Genomic DNA, 16,510 nt, shown 5'->3' with positions numbered 1-16,510 from the left:
TTCCAGAACTACGCGCTCTACCCGCACATGACCGTCGCCGAGAACATGGGCTTCGCGCTCAAGATCGCCGGCGTCGGCAAGGAGGAGCGCGCCCAGCGCGTGCTGGAAGCCGCCAAGCTGCTCGACCTCGAGGAGTACCTGACGCGCAAGCCCAAGGCCCTGTCGGGTGGTCAGCGTCAGCGTGTGGCCATGGGCCGCGCGATCGTGCGTCAGCCGCAGGTGTTCCTCATGGACGAGCCGCTGTCGAACCTCGATGCGAAGCTGCGTGTGCAGACCCGCACCCAGATCGCGTCGCTGCAGCGTCGCCTGGGCGTCACGACCGTCTACGTCACGCACGACCAGACCGAGGCCCTCACCATGGGTGACCGCATCGCGGTGCTCAAGGACGGCATCCTGCAGCAGGTCGGCACCCCGCGCGACCTGTACGAGCGGCCGAACAACGTGTTCGTCGCCGGATTCATCGGCTCGCCGGCCATGAACCTCTTCCCCGCTCCGCTCGCCGAGGGTGGCGTGCAGTTCGGCTCCGAGGTCGTGCCGCTGGACCGTGACACGGTCGGCCGCGCGCACGGCAGCGAGGTCACCATCGGCGTCCGCCCGGAGGACATCGTCGTCGGCCCGGCCGACGGGAAGGGCCTGCCGGTCACCGTCGACCTCGTCGAGGAGCTGGGCGCAGACGGCTACCTCTACGGCCACACCGACATCAACGGCAAGCGCACCGACATCGTCGCCCGCGTCGACGGTCGCAACCACCCCCACTCGGGTGAGACCGTGACCCTGGCCGCGACGGCCGGACACGTGCACGCCTTCGACATCGAGACGGGCGAGCGCCTCAACGACGCTCCCGTGCTCTCGGAGTAGTCACCGACGCACGTACAGCGCGGGTGGGTCTCGGATCCACCCGCGCTGTACTGTTTTCGGAAGGATCATGCGCGAATCACTCTCCATCACCGCCAGCTCCGTCGACCCGGCACTCCTGGCTCTGCCCTGGTCCACGCCGCTCGCCGAATGGCCCACGAGCACGATCGTCTTCCTCCCCAAGGGCATCTCACGGCACCTGGTGCGCTTCGCGAGCCTCTCCGGCCGTGTCGTGGCGATCAAGGAGACGACCGAGGAGATGGCGCGTCGTGAGTACGACATGCTCGGAAACCTCCACCGACTGGATGCGCCCTGCGTGGAGCGCATCGCGGTCATCGCGGGCCGCACCGACGCCGACGGCACGCCGCTTCCCGCCGCCCTCGTCACCGCGCACCTGAAGTTCTCCCTCCCCTACCGCGCCCTCTTCACGCAGGTCCTGCGTCCGGACACCGCGACACGTCTCGTGGATGCTCTCGCCGCCCTTCTGGTGCGACTGCACAACGTCGGATTCTTCTGGGGCGACGTGTCGCTGTCGAACACCCTCTTCCGCCGCGACGCCGGCGCCTTCGCCGCCTACCTCGTCGATGCCGAGACGGGCGAGCTCCACGAGGCCGGCCTCACCCGCGGTCAGCGCGAGCACGATCTCGACGTCGCACGCACGAACATCGCCGGCGAGATCATGGACCTCGAAGCGGGCGGGCGCCTGGAGGGCGGGGTCGACGCCCTCGCCGTCGCCGACGGCATCGTGGAGTCCTACCACTCGCTGTGGGCGGCCCTCACCGACCGGGAATCGTTCGGCGCCGACGAATCGTGGCGCATCACCGAGCGCGTGCAGCGCTTGAACGCCCTCGGCTTCGACATCGGCGAGATGTCGATCACCACCACCGACGACGGCACGCGGGTGTCCATTCAGCCCAAGGTCGTGGATGCCGGTCACCACCAGCGTCGGCTGCTGCGCCTGACCGGTCTCGACGTCGAGGAGAACCAGGCCCGGCGCCTGCTCAACGACCTCGACGAGTTCCGCGCCCGCATCTCACGCCTCGGAGGCGATGAGGAGGTCGTCGCGCACGAGTGGCTGACGCGCGTCTTCGAGCCGGTCGTGATGGCGATCCCGTACGACCTGCGCGCGAAGCTCGAGCCGGCCGAGGTGTACCACCAGGTCCTCGAGCACCGCTGGTACCTCTCGCAGTCGCGCGGCGGCTCGGTGCCGCTCGCCGAAGCGCTGGGGAGCTACGTCGACGACGTGCTGCGGCACCGTCGTGACGAAGCGACCGTCATGGGGCCGCCTACCGAGACCACGTCGCTCCCCGTGATCACCGCCGATCTGCCGACCGTCGACGACGACAGCGGCGCGGTGGACTGGCGCGACCTCGTCTGAGAGTAGTCAGTAGCCGACCGAGAACGCCTCGCGCGCGTGGCGCGGCTGCTCGATCTCATCCACGACCGCCACGGCCAGGTCGGCGCCGGAGATCATCGACTCGCCATCGGGATCGACCACGAGCACGGGCCCGCCGTCTCGGTACGATCCCGTGCGCTCACCGGGGTTCCACGGCCCGAACCCGCCGGCGGGATGCACGTAGAACCAGTCGCGTTCCGCGCCCGTCTCGAGGTCTTCCAGGATGGCGAGGGCCTCGAGCGCTTCGGGCTTGTACTCCTCGGCGAACTCCGGGGTGTGCACCAGGCGCGGTCCGTCCGGGCTCACGCGGCTGCCGCCGGCGCCCCCGATCACGCCGAGTCTCACCTCCGGCGGAAGCTCTGCGGCGAGCTCTGCGACCGCCGGTCGCAGCATCCCCGCCATGTCACCGCGGGCGGCGACGGCGACGATGACGACCTCGACGCCCTGCATCTCGGTCACGAGCGTCGGCACATCGAGGATGCTGCCCTCGAGGTACATCGCGTGCTCGACGCGATCGGAGACCGCCTTGCGCGCGACGACCAGTACCGTGTGCCCGCGCTGGGCCGCCTCGGCGACGATGTGGCGACCGGCGTACCCGGTCCCTCCGATGACGGCGATGCGGGACATTCGCTTCCTTTCGATCGGCGCCGCGCTCAGCCCTGGGCGGCGCGGGCGGTGGCGACCTGATAGAGCGCGACGGATGCCGCGATGCCGGCGTTGAGGGACTCCGTCGCCGCGGAGATCGGGATGGACACGATCTGGTCGCACGTCTCGGTCACCAGGCGGGAGAGCCCCTTGCCCTCGGAGCCGACGACGATCACGACCGGCCGGTCGGCCAGTTCGAGCTTCGGCAGCGACACGTCGCCGCCGCCGTCGAGCCCGAGCACGAAGACCCCCTGCTTCTTGTACTCCTTGAGCGTCGAGGTGAGGTTCGGCGCGACGGCGACCGGGATGCGCGCGGCCGCGCCGGCGCTGGTCTTCCACGCGGCGGAGTTGACACTGGCCGAGCGTCGCTGGGGCAGGATGATCCCCTGACCGCCGAACGCGGCGGTCGAGCGGATGATGGCCCCGAGGTTGCGCGGGTCGGTCACCCCGTCGAGGGCGATCAGGAGGGGGGTCGCGCCGGTGTCGAGCACCTGCTCGAGCAGATCCTGCGGGTGCGCGTACTCGTACGGCGGCACCTTGAGGGCGACACCCTGATGCACACCGTCGAATCCGGACATGCGGTCGAGCTCCGGCCGGGTGACCTCGAGGATCGCGATCTCGCGGTTCGTGGCGATCGACAGCATCTCCTTGACGCGATCGTCCATCTCCACCCGCTGCGCCACGTACAGCGCCGTGGCCGGGATGCGCGCACGCAGCGCCTCGAGCACGGAGTTGCGCCCGGTGACGGTCTCGGTGTCGTCGGAGGACCCGCGGCCGGAGCGGTTCGGGTTCGAGCCCTGGGGCTTCGCCCCCGCACGCCCCTTGCCACCCGCGGCGACGTAGCGTTCCTGGGCGGCCTTGCGCTTGCCGGCGGGGTGCCAGGCGCGGTCCTCCGCCTTGGGCGTGGGGCCCTTGCCCTCGAGCGACCGCCGCTTCTGTCCGCCGGACCCCTTCGTGGGGCCCTTCTTCTTGCCCCGGCTCGCGCCGGGTCGTCCTGGCTTAGCCATCGCTCAAGCTCCAGTGTGTTCCATCGGGGGTGTCTTCCAGGGTGATGCCGGCGGCGGCGACGGCGTCGCGGATCCGATCGGCCGTGGCCCAGTCCTTCGTCGCGCGCGCATCGGCCCGCTGCGTGATCATCGTCTGCACGAGCGCATCGAGCGCCGTCGCGTGCGCGTCGCCGGTGTCGCTGCGCCACATCGGATCGAACGGGTCGATGCCGAGCACGCCGGTCATCGCGGCGACGTCGGCGAAGGCGCGCAGCGCCGCATCCCGATCCCCCGCCTCCAGTGCCGCGTTGCCCGCCCGGACCGTCTCGTGCAGCACGGCGAGCGCCTGCGGCACGCCGAGGTCGTCGTCCATCGCCGCCGCGAAACGGTCGGGGATCTCGGCCGTCACGCGCAGATCGACCGTGTCGTCGCGCAGCGTGCGCACGGCGCGATCGAGGAAGCCTCGGATGCGATCGAGTGCGGCCTCGGCCTCGGCGAAGCTCGACGCGGAGATGTCCAGGCTCGACCGGTAGTGGGCGCCGGCGAGCGCGTAGCGCACGACGAGCGGATCACGATCGGCGAGCACCTCGTCGGCGAGCAGGACGTTGCCGATCGACTTCGACATCTTCTGGTCGCCGACGGTGACGAGGCCGTTGTGCACCCAGTACCGGGCGAAGCCGTCGCCGGCGGCGGTGGACTGGGCGAGTTCGTTCTCGTGGTGCGGGAAGCGCAGATCGAGGCCGCCGCCGTGGATGTCGAAGTCGCCGCCGAGATAGCGGCGCGACATCGCGGAGCACTCGATGTGCCATCCCGGGCGCCCCGCGCCCCACGGCGAGTCCCACGACGCGCTGGACGGCTCCCCCGGCTTGGCGCCCTTCCACAGGGCGAAGTCGTGGGGATCGCGCTTGCCGCGCGGATCCGCGTCGGCCGCGGTCTCCATCGCGTCGACCTTCTGACGCGTCAGGTCTCCGTAGGCGGCCCAGGAGCGCACGTCGAAGTAGACGTCGCCCGCGGCGGCGTAGGCGTGACCGCGATCGATCAGCCGCGAGATCAGCGAGATCATCTGCGGGATGGAGCCCGTCGCCCGCGGCTCGTAGGTGGGCGGGAGGATGCCGATCGCCGCGTAGGCGCGGCTGAACTCCTGCTCCATGCGGTAGGCGAGCGCCCACCACGGCTCGCCGTCGACGGCCTTCTCGAGCACCTTGTCGTCGATGTCGGTGACGTTGCGCACGAAGGTCACGCGGTCGTATCGGTGGGCGAGCCAGCGGCGCAGGATGTCGAAGCTCAGCGCGCCGCGCAGATGCCCCAGGTGGGGCCCCGACTGCACGGTAGGGCCGCAGACGTACACGGTGACGTTCGCGGGATCGATCGGCACGAAGTCACGCAGGAGCTGCGCCTTGGTGTCGTAGAGCCGGAGAGTCACCCGCCCAGCCTACCCGCGGCGCGCCGAGCGGCCGCTCCGGGAGGTGCCGCACCGAGGTGGGGTAGAACGGTGTGGTGCTGCACGTTCTCGCCGTCCTGGTCGCCGCGATGCTGTTCGGCACCACCGGCACCGCGCAGGTGCTCGGCCCCGACGGGACCACGCCGCTGTCGGTCGGCGCGATGCGGCTGATCGTGGGCGGCATCGCCATCGCCGCGATCACCTTCCCCCTCGCCGCCCGTCGAGCGCGGCGGTCGCCGATACCGCGACCTCGGGCGACACCGTGGGCGCTCACCCTGATGGCCCTGACCGCCGTCGCACTGGCCGTCTACCAGCCGCTGTTCTTCCTCGGCACCGCACGCAACGGCGTGGCGGTGGGAACGGTGGTCGCCCTGGGGTCGGCGCCGGTCCTCGCCGGTGTCGCCGAATGGATGCTCACCCGTCGCCGCCCGACCGCGACGTGGATCGGCGCGACCGCTCTCGCCACCGCCGGCGTCGTGATGCTCGGGTTCGCCGGCGGCGGCGAGGCCGGCACGGACCCGGCCGGCCTCGCGGGGTCGCTCGGCGCCGGCGCCAGCTTCGCCGTGATCGCCGTCTCTCAGCGCCGCCTGCTCGACGCCGGGTGGGATCCGTTCCTCGTCGTCGGGGCGATGGGCGCCGGTTCCGGCGTGCTGGCCCTCGGGGCGCTCCCGTTCGTCGACCTCACGTGGCTGGCCGACCCCGCGGGCATCGCCATGACGGCGTGGCTGGGGGTGGCGACGATCGCCGTCGCCTACACCGTGTTCACCTGGGGACTGAGCGGCCTCACCGCCGCGACGGCCGCGACGCTCACCCTGGGTGAGCCGCTGACGGCGACCCTCTTGGGCGTCGTCGTGCTCGGCGAACGCCTGCCGACCGTCGCTCTCCTCGGCCTCGCGGTTCTCGGGGCGGGACTGGCCCTGCTTGCCTGGGGAGCGCGCACTCCGCGCGATCCCGAGCCGTTCGCCGTCGAAGGCTGACGGCGGTTCCGTTCAGGCGGGCAGCACCAGCGCGACGGCGGTGACCGCCACCCCCTCGCCGCGACCCGTGAACCCGAGGCCGTCGGTCGTCGTGGCCGACACCGACACCGGCGCGCCGCCGAGAGCCGCCGAGAGCGCCCTCTCGGCCTCGAGCCGCCGCGGCGAGAAGCGCGGGCGGTTCGCCTGGATCTGCACCGCGACGTTTCCGACGCGCCAGCCCGCCTCCCCGAGAAGGCCCACTGTGCGCGTGAGGAAGACCTCGCCGTGCGCGCCGTCGTACTCCGGGCGGCCCGTGCCGAAGTGGGTTCCGATGTCTCCCAGACCCGCCGCCGACAACAGGGCGTCGACGATGGCGTGTGCCACCGCATCCCCGTCGGAGTGACCCGCCAGGGCCGGTTCCCCCGGCCACGACAGGACCGCGAGACGGAGCTCGCCGCTCGTCGCGAAGGCGTGAACGTCCGTGCCCACGCCCACACGAGGCGCCCCACCGGTTGGGGTGAGCGACGCGCGGCGAACCGGGAGCGGATCCGCCGCGACGAGATGACGGGCGCGCTCGAGGTCGGCCGGCGTGGTGATCTTGAACGCGAGCGGGTCGCCGGCCACGACCGACACGTCGTGCCCCGCCTCCGCCATGAGTGCGGCATCGTCGGTGTGCTCGCGCGTGACGGCGCGGTAGGCGGCATCCAGCGCATCTCGGCGGAAACCCTGCGGCGTCTGCGCCGCGGACAGCTCGGAACGGTCCACCGCTGCGACGACGGCACGATCTTCGACGCGTTTGATCGTGTCGATCACCGGGAGCACCGGGATGACGCCGTCGGCGCCGGCTTCGAGCCCGGAGATCACACGGGCGAAGACATCGGGCGGGGTGAGCGCTCGCGCCGCGTCGTGCACGAGCACGTACCGAACATCACCCCACAGGGCGGCCAGACCCGCGCGCACCGATTCTTGGCGCGAGCGCCCTCCCGTCACGACGGTGACGAGGTCGCGCCGCTCGCCTGCCGCCTCGATCGCCTCGGTCAGCGCGTCGCCCTCCCGCCCGGCGGGGGCGACGACGACCACCTGCGCCGCGGCGGCGCGGAAGACACCGGCGAGGCAGTGCCGCAGCAGCGAATGCTCGTCGATGCCGACGAGCGCCTTCGGTCCGCCGGCGCCCAGTCGGGTGCCGGCGCCGGCCGCGACGACGACGACGGCGACGCGGGGAACGGGTGTGATGCTCACGGCATCCGGGGAGATCAGCTCGCGAGCACCTCGTCGAGCATGACGCTCGCCTTGTCCTCGTCGGTCTTCTCGGCCAGGGCGAGCTCCGAGATCAGGATCTGCTTGGCCTTCGCGAGCATGCGCTTCTCGCCGGCGGAGAGCCCGCGGTCCTGATCGCGGCGCCACAGGTCGCGGACGACCTCGCTCACCTTGATGACATCACCGGAAGCGAGCTTCTCGAGGTTCGCCTTGTAGCGGCGAGACCAGTTGGTGGGCTCCTCGGTGAAGGGGGCACGCAGCACCTCGAAGACCTTGTCGAGGCCTTCCTTGCCGATCACGTCGCGGACGCCGACGAGGTCGACGTTCTCCGCCGGAACCTCGATGACCAGATCGCCCTGGGTGACGTTGAGCTTCAGGTATTTCTTCGTCTCGCCCTTGATCACACGGTCTTTGACCTCGATGATGGTCGCCGCTCCGTGGTGGGGGTAAACGACGGTTTCGCCAACCTCAAAAAGCATGGAGTTATGTCCCTTCGGCAACCTCCAGAATACCACAGGCGACATACGCTAAGGTTCTCCACCGCGTGCGGTGACCCGTCACGGCCCCGGTCGGCACCCGCGCCGGCGACACCCTAGAATCGGAGACGATGCCGTCATCCGTCCCGGGAGGATCCGTGATCTCGAACAACCGCACCGCTGCGCGGCGACTGGCGTCTCTGGCGCTCGGCGCGGCCGTCGTCCTGGGGGCGACCGGCTGCAGCATGATCTCCACGCAGGCGACGACCATCCAGTACTCGCCGGGTGACGGGATGATGGTCCCCGACACCTCCGGTCCCCTGCAGGTGCGCAACGTGCTCGTGGTCACCGACGACGGCGAGCAGGGCAACCTCGTCGCCGCGGTCGTCAACGGCACCGACAGCGCCGAGACGCTCCGCATCGACATCGGCGACGCCGGGTCGGTGGGCACCGCGACGATCCGCGTCCCCGCGAACACGGTCATCAGCCTCGGGTCCGATGAGACCGAGCCGCTGCTGATCGAAGACCTCGGCGGAGCGATGCCGGGCACCGACATCCCGATGTCGTTCCAGTCGGGCGACGGCGAGACGACCGTCGTGCCCGTGCCGGTGCTCGACGGCGAACAGGACTACCTCGCGCCGCTCGTCCCCTGACGGCCCGCGCCGCGAAGCGGTGAAGGCCCCGGAGCAGATCTCGATCTCCCCCGGGGCCTTCGTCGTCGTCGGGCTCAGGCCTCGAAGCGGTAGCCCAGACCGCGCACGGTCACGAGCATCGTGGGGTCGCTCGGGCTCTGCTCGATGCGCGAGCGGATGCGCTTGATGTGCACGTCGAGAGTCTTGGTGTCGCCGAAGTAGTCCGTGCCCCAGACGCGATCGATCAGCTGACCGCGGGTGAGCACGCGACCCGCGTTGCGCATGAGCACCTCCAGCAGCTCGAACTCCTTCAGGGGCATGCTGATCTCGCTGCCGTCGACCGACACGGTGTGGCGATCGATGTCGAGCGTCACACGGCCGCCCTCGAGGATGTGATCTTCGAGGTCGGCCTCGGCCTGCGCGTTGCGGCGGAGCACCGCGCGCATGCGGGCCAGCAGCTCCCGGGTCGAGTACGGCTTCGTGACGTAGTCGTCGGCCCCGAGCTCGAGCCCCACCACGATGTCGACTTCGGAGTCCTTGGCGGTGAGCATGATGATCGGCACCTGCGACGCGGTGCGCACCTGCCGGCACACCTCGGTGCCGGGCATGCCCGGCAGCATGAGGTCCAGGAGGATGATGTCCGCGCCCCGCTCACGGAACGCCGTCAGCGCGAGCGCGCCGTCCTCGGCGGTCTCGACCTCGTATCCCTCACGCCGCAGCAGGTAGGCGAGCGGGTCGGCGAGGTCGGGCTCGTCTTCGACGATGAGAACGCGGGTCATCGGGTTTCTCCGTTCAGGGGAGCCTTCATCTTGTCCTTCTTCTTTTTCTTCTTGCGCTTGCCCATCGCGGCGTCGAGCGGCGCGTCGACCAGCGGCAGGCGGATGGTGAAGGTCGAACCCCGCCCGGGGCGCGACCACAGCCGCACCTCTCCGCCGTGCCGCTGGACCGCGTGCTTGACGATCGACAGCCCGAGACCGGTTCCGCCCGTGCGGCGCGAGCGCGCCTGGTCGGCGCGGTAGAAGCGCTCGAAGATGCGCTGCTGGTCGGCCTCCGGAATGCCGATGCCGCGATCGGTGACGGCGATCTCCACGACGTCGTCGACACGTTTGACGCCGACCCCGACCTTGCTGCCGTGCGGCGAGTAGGCGACGGCGTTGACGATCAGGTTGCCGAGGGCTTCGGAGAGCACCTGGGCGTCGCCCCGCACGAACAGCTCTCGGTCGCCGCCCCGCACGATCTCCACCCCGGATGCCGCAGCCTGGATCATGCTGGACTCGATCGCCGAGGTGAGCACTTCGTCGACGGCGACATCGCGCATCTCGCTGAGCTCATCGCTGGCCTGCAGGCGGGTCAGGTTCATGATGCGGGAGGTGAGCGACGCCAGGCGCTGGGCCTCCGCGGTGAGGCGGGATGCGAACACCCGCACCTGCTCCGGGTCGTCGGCCGCAGACTCGATGGCCTCGGCGAGCAGACTCACCGCCCCCACCGGCGTCTTCAGCTCGTGGCTGGTGTTCGCCACGAAGTCGCGGCGCATCTGCTCCACCCGCTCGCGCTCGGTGATGTCGCGCAGAACGATGAGGGTGAGGCGCGGTGACACCCGCGTGGCCCGCACGGTCACGAGGCGCGACTCGGCCGGCGGGGCGCCGCGCATCAGCCGGAGCGTCTCGGCGGACACGCTCCCGGCATCGCGCGCCTTCCTCGCCACACGTCTCAGGTCGTCGCTGCCGAGCGCCGCGGCCTCGACGATGCCGTACGGCGCCGCGGCCGACGACGCGGCGAGCACGGTCGACGACGCGTCGACGATCGCGGCGGGATCTTCCATGCCGTGCAGCACTTCGCGGATCCCGTCCGGAACCGCGCGCGAGGAGTGGGCCTGGGCCCGGTCACGCGCACGCAGGGAGAGGAAGATGACGACGGCGATGCCTGCGCCGATGAGGGAGCCGACCAGGAGCGCGAGCAGCGCGGCAGCCGTCGTGGTCATTGGACCAGCGTAAACGGATCGCGAACGGCGGCTTCGCGCAAGTCCCGATGCCCTCCGCGCGGGATCAGTACTATTCACCCCGGGGGAACCGTTCGTTAACCTTCCCTGACGAGAATCGCCGGGGCCGCACCCCGCACGACCGAAGGAAAGGTGCCGCAATGCGCGAAGTCTTCCACCAGACCCTCGAAGACGTGCAGTCACGTCTCGTCGAGATCTCCGAACTCGTCACGATCGCGATGGAGAAGGCCTCCACCGCGTTCGAGAAGAGCGATGTCTCCCTCGCCGAGGAGGTCATCGAGGCCGACATCATCATCGATGAGAAGGCGGTGGCGCTCGACGAGCTGGCCATCGAGATCCTCGCTCGTCAGCAGCCGGTCGCACGCGACCTGCGCATCGTCGTCAGCGCCCTGCGCATGAGCGCCTCGCTCGAGCGCATGGGCGACATCGCCGAGCACGTCGCACAGCTCGTGCGCATGCGCTTCCCGGAGCGCGTCGTGCCCCACGGCCTGAAGTCCACCTTCACCAAGATGGGCGAGCTCGACGTGGCTGCAGCACGAACCCTCACCGACCTGCTGCGCACCGAGGACCTCCGCCTGGCGGAGCAGATCCGCGAGATCGACGACAAGATCGACGAGCTGCACGTGAGCGTCTTCGAGAAGGTGCTGTCGGAGTCATGGGACCACGAGGCCTCCGCGACCGTCGACGCGACGCTCGCGAGCCGCTTCCACGAGCGCTTCGGCGACCACGCCGTCTCCGTGGCGAAGAAGGTCCTCTACCTCGCCACCGGCGACTGGGCCAGCCACGACCAGGAGATCGACACCACGATCGTCGCATCCGACTGACCTGACACGCACGAACGAAGGGCGGGCTCCGCGATGCGGGCCCGCCCTTCGTTCGTGCGTCGGGAGGTCAGCCCTTGCCCTGCGAGGCGACCGCGGCGGCGCCGGCGGCGGCGGCCTCCGGATCGAGGTACTCGCCGGGGCCCAGCGGGGTCAGGGACTCGTCGAGACGGTAGACGAGCGGGATTCCGGTCGGGATGTTCAGCGCGGCGATGTCGTCGTCGCTGATGCCCTCGAGGTGCTTGACGAGGCCGCGCAGGGAGTTGCCGTGGGCGGTCACCAGCACGGTCTTGCCCGCCTGGAGGTCGGGCACGATGTCGCTGTGCCAGTACGGCAGCATGCGATCGATGACGAGCTTGAGCGACTCGGTCTCGGGCACGTCGCCGTCGATGTCGGCGTAGCGCGGGTCGCCCACCTGGCTGTACTCGGCGTCTGCCGGAAGCGGCGGCGGCGGAACGTCGAAGGACCGACGCCAGAGCATGAACTGCTCCTCGCCGAACTCCTCGAGGGTCTGCGCCTTGTCCTTGCCCTGCAGCGCGCCGTAGTGCCTCTCGTTGAGGCGCCACGTGCGCTTGACCGGGATCCAGAGCCGGTCGGCGGCGTCGAGGGCGATGTCGGCGGTCTGGATGGCGCGGCTCAGCAGCGACGTGTGCAGCACGTCGGGGAGCATCCCTGATTCGGCGAGCAGCGAGCCGCCGCGGGCGGCTTCGGACTTCCCCTGCTCGGTGAGGCGGACATCGACCCACCCGGTGAACTGGTTGGTCTTGTTCCATTCGCTCTGGCCATGGCGGAGGAGGATCAGCGTGTACGGCTCGCTCATACCCGCAATCCTACTGACTGCGAGGATGGTCTCGTGGCCCCATCTCCCCCGTCCTCGCGCACGACGATCGTGGGCCGCGCCACCCGTGGCACTACGGGGACCAACCGTCTCCGTCGCGTGGATCGCTGGCTGGCCCGCCACCCGGCTCTGCGGCGCACGGACGACGCGCTCGTGGTCGACCTGGGTTTCGGCGCGAGCGCAGTCACCTCGCTCGAACTGCACGCACGACTGGCGCGCAGGCGACAGGATGTCGAGGTGCGCGGCCTCGAGATCGATCCCGAGCGCGTAGCGCGCGCGACCGCCCAGCTCGAGCGCGTGCGCTCCGGCGAGACGCCCTTCGCGGCGGCCACGGCCGTGTCCTTCGCGCGGGGTGGCTTCGAGATCCCCACCCCGGACGGTCGTCGACCGGTCGCGATCCGAGCGTTCAACGTGCTGCGGCAGTACGAGGAGTCCGATGTCGCCGGCGCGTGGGACCGCATGACCGCGCGCCTGCAGCCGGGAGGCGTGCTCGTGGAGGGCACGTGCGATGAGATCGGCCGGGTCGCGACGTGGATCGCCGTCGGCGCGGACGGGCGCCCCGCGACCCTCACCCTCTCGCTGCGGCTGACCGACCTCGACTCCCCCGCCGTCGCCGCCGAGCGACTGCCCAAGGCCCTCATCCACCGCAACGTGCCCGGCGAGCCGGTGCACGCCTTCCTGCGCGACCTCGCGGCATCCTGGGAGCGCTCGACCGCGCTGCGAGCCTTCGGGCCGGTGGACCGGTGGCGCCGCACACTCGAGGTCACCGCGGCATCCGGATGGCCGCTGCGGGATCGCTCGAGGTGGCGTCTGGGAGAGGTCACCATCCCGTGGGAGGCGATCGCACCGCAGCCGTGACCGCCGCCGGGTCACAGGCGCGGCAGGCACTCCCGCGCCTCGTCGGGTGTCATCCCGGTGGCCGTGAGCAGGTCGGTCACGAGCGGGCGCATCGCGACGATGAGGTTCTGCTCCCCGAGGTCCGCGTCGGGAAGGATCGTCCGAGGGTCCAGCCGGGAGGCCACCGCCCTCCCGGCCTCGCGCGCGGCCGGGGCGAGCGCGATGTCGTCGAGCGAGTCCTCCACCAGCGCCATGACGCGCGCGATCTCGGCCAGCGTCTCGGCGACGACGACCCGGGGGCGACGGTCGTCGGTCTGGTACACCGCCCGCCGCGCCACCACGCGCAGGTTGCGGGTCGCGAGATCCATCGCCTGCCGCACACGGTCGTGCCGCAGCAGTTCGCCGCGGGCGCGGCGCAGGAACGGCGAGATGCGCGCGATCGACAGGCCGGAGTCGAGCGAATCGGCCCAGCGGTCGACGTGCTTCTGCAGCGCCCGCGCTCGCTGCAGACCGCGCTCCGCGCGCAGCCTGTCGCCGCGTCGCAGCGACTGCACGAGGGTGTCCATCGTCTTCTGCACCGCGAGGAAGAGGGCCGCCGCATCCCGCCGTTCCGCCTTGTGCGGGTTCCTCGGGATCAGCGCGGTCACCGCGAGGGCGGCGATCCCGCCGACCACGCCGTCCACCAGTCTCAGGAAGGGCGTCTCCGCCGGGACGACGATGACGATGATGGCCTGGATCGCCGCCGCGATGGTGAACCCGGCGTGGGCCGACAGCAGGCGTGCGACGGTCATCGTGACGGCGAGCGCGATCGCCAGCTGCCACCAGCCCGACCCAGCGACCATCGCGATCACTTCGGCGACGAGGATGCCCACGAGCATGCCGAGCACGGTCTGCAGCACGCGTCGTGGCCGCGCGTCGCGCACGAGCCCGAGGCTGGAGACGGTCACCGTCGCCGCGATGAGCGGTGCCGGATGCCCGAGGAGATAGTGGGCGAAGGCGTACGCCGCCGTTGCGGCGACCACGATCTGCACGATGGCGTTCGCCGAGTCGCGCAGCCGCCGGAGCCGCGGTCGAGGATCGAGCTGGGCACGCCATCCGACCGGGATCGCCTCGGTCAGCGGCGGCGGCGCGTCGCTCATCTCACCCGGCCGCGGTGCGTCGCCCGAGCCGCGGCATGCGCGGGACCGCGGCGGTGCGCCCGGCATCGGGCGGAACGATCGTCTCCGCGGCCGCGGCGATGTCACCCGCCGAGCTGTCCACCGTGAGCGTGCCCGGCACCGGCGCGGATCGCTTGACGAGCGCGAGAGCGATCGGACCGTCTTCGAAATGCAGCGCCGCGGACGTGATCTCGCCGACCACGTCACCACCGGCACGCACCGCCGCACCGCGCTCGGGCAGCACGCTGTCGCTGCCGTCGAGATGCAGGGAGACGAGGCGACGCGGAGGATGCCCCAGGTTGTGCACCTTGGCGACGGTCTCCTGCCCGCGGTAGCACCCCTTGTCCAGGTGCACGGCCGTGCGCAGCCAGTCGGCCTCATGGGGCAGCAGCCGCCCGTCGACCTCGGCGGCCCACCGGGGCCGCCAGGCGGCGACGCGAAGGGCGTCGGCGGCGATCACGCCGGCGAGGGCCGCTTCTCCCCGCGCGGCGGCCTCGACCAGCGCCTCGGCGCGGTCGGACGTGACGAGCGCCTCGGCCCATCCGCGCTGGCCCCCCGGGTGGGGATCGGTCGCGGCGTACGCCCAGCCGCCCACGGCGACGTCAGGCCAGGGGTCGCGCCACACGAGCGGCCTGCCGTCGACGGATGCCGCCCACGGCGCGACGGCATCGGACGCGCCGCCCACCACGGTGTACTCGTCACCGGCGTCGCGGAGCTCGACCCGAAGCCGGAACCGCATCCGCTGCAGCCAGATCAGGAGCGCGTCGGCGTCGCCGGCGTCGACGAGCAGCCAGGTCGTCTCGCCGTCGTCGAGCACGGCAGCGGCGTGTTCGACACGCCCCTGCGGGTCGAGCACGAGCAGCTCGGTGCTGACACCGGGCTCGAGGGTGCGCAGCGCCTGCGATGTCAGGGAGTCCAGCCACGACAGCCGGTCCTCGCCGGTGACAGCGAGCACGCGGCGGTCGCCGAGCACGGCCACCGCCCGACCGCCGGCAAGGGCGCGCTGCTCGCCGAGCGGTGACCCGAGGTGCTGGAGCACTCCGCCCTCGATCACCGCCCCGGGCACGCGCGCAGAATCGATCATCGCCGTCACTCCGCGCGCTTCAGACGTGCCGACGCGTGCGATCGCAGGTCGTGTGCGAGAGCGGCGATGTCCCACGCCCAGAGCAGATCTCCCTCGACGAGCCCGTACATGCGCGTGGCCGCGGCGTAGTCCCGCGCACCGGCGGTGCGCACGACCGCGTCGGTGGCCAGGTCGATGCGCGGCCCCTTGATCTGACCGAGATAGAGCTCGCCGACGCCGTCGGAGTGGACGATCTGGGCCTGGATGTCGAACCCGCCCTCGGCGTTGCGGAGCTTCTCGACGTCATCCGCCGTGCGAGCGGGTCCGGGCGCACGCGGCGGCAGCAGAGCCGGGCCGGCGTCGGTGGCGACCGCCGGACGCTCCAGACGCCAGAAGCCGACCTCGGCGACCAGCGGCACACGGCCGCCGTCGGCTCCGATCGTCCAGGCGTCGGCGGAGTAGTTCAGGTGGTCGCCGCCGTCGTGGCTGAAGCTCACCCGATGGGTGAACTCCCCCGAGAAGCGGGTGTCGCCGGCGGTGTAGTCCAGAACGCCGGTGCCCTCCCACACCCCGATGAGCCAGGAGAGCGGGGCGAGGTCTGCGGCGATGTCGGTCGGCAGATCGAGCACGACGCGCCCCGTCAGCGCTGGCCGCGATACAGGTTCTTCACGACGACGCCGGAGATGAACACGATCGCCAGCGAAGCCAGACCCAGAAGGCCGATGAAGAAGAGTTCCAGCGCCACGAGATCCATGCCGACCACTCTATCCCGGAACCACCGACGCGAGACCGAACCCGAGGCTGATCACGCCGAGGATCAGGAGGGCTCCGACGACGCTCGCGGCCACGCGCTGGATGAAGCGGTAGGAGCGCCCGTAGGACAGCTGCACGGCGAACGCGAGGATCAGGCACCCGCCGAGTCCCACCGGCATCCACGCCGCGCGCCACTCGGCCGGCACGAACAGTCCGATCGCGACGCCGACGATTGCGGCGACGATCCAGACGGCGACGACGCCGCCGAAGGTCGAGCGCGGTGCGAGCGGTGGGGTGGACATCGCGACCATTCTCGCGCACCCCGAGCCGGGCGCCAACCGGCGCGTTTCGGAGCCGGTGTCACCCACGCTCTAATATGGGGCCCACGGCGTGTTCGA

The 16,510-nt window shown here is 71.1% G+C and carries 18 protein-coding genes; 6 read left to right on the top strand and 12 right to left on the bottom strand.

Translation table 11 applies throughout. The features are described 5' to 3' along the window. Positions 1-858 (top strand): ABC transporter ATP-binding protein (locus B3S45_RS09065; protein WP_286719898.1); only part of this gene is annotated, 858 nt, incomplete at its 5' end. Positions 859-925: 67 nt separating this feature from the next. Beyond that, a complete protein-coding gene (locus B3S45_RS09060; RefSeq protein ID WP_286719896.1) occupies positions 926-2,233 on the top strand; it encodes a DUF4032 domain-containing protein in 1,308 nt (435 codons plus the stop codon). A gap of 6 nt (positions 2,234-2,239) precedes the next feature. Here the strand turns inward: B3S45_RS09060 and B3S45_RS09055 are convergent, their stop codons facing one another. The 3 genes from B3S45_RS09055 to cysS are packed head-to-tail and all read right to left on the bottom strand — an operon-like array spanning position 2,240 to position 5,305. Further along, positions 2,240-2,878, bottom strand: a complete 639-nt coding sequence (locus tag B3S45_RS09055; RefSeq protein ID WP_286719893.1) for an NAD(P)-dependent oxidoreductase — start codon at positions 2,876-2,878, stop codon at positions 2,240-2,242. Between the two features lie 26 nt (positions 2,879-2,904). Then, positions 2,905-3,903 (bottom strand): 23S rRNA (guanosine(2251)-2'-O)-methyltransferase RlmB, encoded by a 999-nt coding sequence (rlmB, locus tag B3S45_RS09050; RefSeq protein ID WP_286719890.1) that lies wholly within the window; start codon positions 3,901-3,903, stop codon positions 2,905-2,907. Continuing rightward, positions 3,896-5,305, bottom strand: a complete 1,410-nt coding sequence (gene cysS / locus B3S45_RS09045) for a cysteine--tRNA ligase (RefSeq protein WP_071044456.1) — start codon at positions 5,303-5,305, stop codon at positions 3,896-3,898. The genes rlmB and cysS overlap by 8 nt, the downstream gene beginning before the upstream one ends. Before the next feature lie 74 nt (positions 5,306-5,379). On the opposite strand from cysS, the gene B3S45_RS09040 reads away from it, so the two are divergent. After that, the gene (locus tag B3S45_RS09040) at positions 5,380-6,300 is read left to right on the top strand and encodes a DMT family transporter (RefSeq protein WP_071044561.1); all 921 of its coding nucleotides are present in this window, start codon (positions 5,380-5,382) and stop codon (positions 6,298-6,300) included. Between the two features lie 12 nt (positions 6,301-6,312). On the opposite strand, the gene ispD is transcribed toward B3S45_RS09040, so the two are convergent. Together ispD and B3S45_RS09030 are read right to left on the bottom strand one after the other, a co-directional pair. Beyond that, positions 6,313-7,518: a 2-C-methyl-D-erythritol 4-phosphate cytidylyltransferase gene (ispD, locus tag B3S45_RS09035; protein WP_286719885.1), complete on the bottom strand. Its 1,206-nt coding sequence runs from the start codon at positions 7,516-7,518 to the stop codon at positions 6,313-6,315. Between the two features lie 14 nt (positions 7,519-7,532). Beyond that, positions 7,533-8,015 (bottom strand): CarD family transcriptional regulator, encoded by a 483-nt coding sequence (locus tag B3S45_RS09030; RefSeq protein WP_071044454.1) that lies wholly within the window; start codon positions 8,013-8,015, stop codon positions 7,533-7,535. Between the two features lie 128 nt (positions 8,016-8,143). On the opposite strand from B3S45_RS09030, the gene B3S45_RS09025 reads away from it, so the two are divergent. Continuing rightward, positions 8,144-8,665 carry a hypothetical protein gene (locus B3S45_RS09025; protein WP_071044453.1) on the top strand — a complete coding sequence of 174 codons (522 nt, stop codon included), beginning with the start codon at positions 8,144-8,146 and terminating at the stop codon, positions 8,663-8,665. A 74-nt stretch (positions 8,666-8,739) separates the two neighbouring features. Here B3S45_RS09025 and B3S45_RS09020 read toward each other — a convergent pair whose 3' ends face one another. Then, positions 8,740-9,423 (bottom strand): response regulator transcription factor, encoded by a 684-nt coding sequence (locus B3S45_RS09020; protein WP_071044452.1) that lies wholly within the window; start codon positions 9,421-9,423, stop codon positions 8,740-8,742. Continuing rightward, on the bottom strand, positions 9,420-10,625 hold the full coding sequence (locus tag B3S45_RS09015; RefSeq protein WP_286719880.1) for a sensor histidine kinase: 1,206 nt from the start codon (positions 10,623-10,625) through the stop codon (positions 9,420-9,422). Before B3S45_RS09015 ends, B3S45_RS09020 begins: the two co-directional genes overlap by 4 nt. 158 nt (positions 10,626-10,783) lie before the next feature. On the opposite strand from B3S45_RS09015, the gene phoU reads away from it, so the two are divergent. Beyond that, the gene (phoU, locus tag B3S45_RS09010; protein ID WP_071044450.1) at positions 10,784-11,467 is read left to right on the top strand and encodes a phosphate signaling complex protein PhoU; all 684 of its coding nucleotides are present in this window, start codon (positions 10,784-10,786) and stop codon (positions 11,465-11,467) included. Between the two features lie 67 nt (positions 11,468-11,534). Here phoU and B3S45_RS09005 read toward each other — a convergent pair whose 3' ends face one another. Continuing rightward, the gene (locus B3S45_RS09005; RefSeq protein WP_194384796.1) at positions 11,535-12,284 is read right to left on the bottom strand and encodes a phosphoglyceromutase; all 750 of its coding nucleotides are present in this window, start codon (positions 12,282-12,284) and stop codon (positions 11,535-11,537) included. 33 nt (positions 12,285-12,317) lie between these two features. Between B3S45_RS09005 and B3S45_RS09000 the strand changes: the two genes are divergently transcribed. Further along, complete coding sequence (locus tag B3S45_RS09000; protein WP_176759403.1) at positions 12,318-13,160, top strand: class I SAM-dependent methyltransferase; 843 nt, start codon at positions 12,318-12,320, stop codon at positions 13,158-13,160. An 11-nt stretch (positions 13,161-13,171) separates the two neighbouring features. Here the strand turns inward: B3S45_RS09000 and B3S45_RS08995 are convergent, their stop codons facing one another. The 4 genes from B3S45_RS08995 to B3S45_RS08980 form a co-directional block, all read right to left on the bottom strand. After that, positions 13,172-14,278, bottom strand: a complete 1,107-nt coding sequence (locus B3S45_RS08995; protein ID WP_071044560.1) for an FUSC family protein — start codon at positions 14,276-14,278, stop codon at positions 13,172-13,174. Position 14,279: 1 nt separating this feature from the next. Next, on the bottom strand, positions 14,280-15,380 hold the full coding sequence (locus B3S45_RS08990; RefSeq protein WP_071044448.1) for a YgfZ/GcvT domain-containing protein: 1,101 nt from the start codon (positions 15,378-15,380) through the stop codon (positions 14,280-14,282). A gap of 5 nt (positions 15,381-15,385) precedes the next feature. Next, on the bottom strand, positions 15,386-15,988 hold the full coding sequence (locus B3S45_RS08985; RefSeq protein ID WP_071044447.1) for an FABP family protein: 603 nt from the start codon (positions 15,986-15,988) through the stop codon (positions 15,386-15,388). Between the two features lie 135 nt (positions 15,989-16,123). Next, positions 16,124-16,414, bottom strand: coding sequence for a hypothetical protein (locus B3S45_RS08980; RefSeq protein WP_071044558.1), 291 nt, complete (start codon positions 16,412-16,414; stop codon positions 16,124-16,126). Between the last annotated feature and the right edge of the window lie 96 nt (positions 16,415-16,510).

This window comes from Microbacterium sp. UBA1612 (genome assembly GCF_002321605.1).
GTDB classification, from domain to species: domain Bacteria; phylum Actinomycetota; class Actinomycetes; order Actinomycetales; family Microbacteriaceae; genus Microbacterium; species Microbacterium luteum.
Note: the sequence above shows the minus strand (reverse complement) of the source record. Positions and strands in the feature narration are given on the sequence as shown.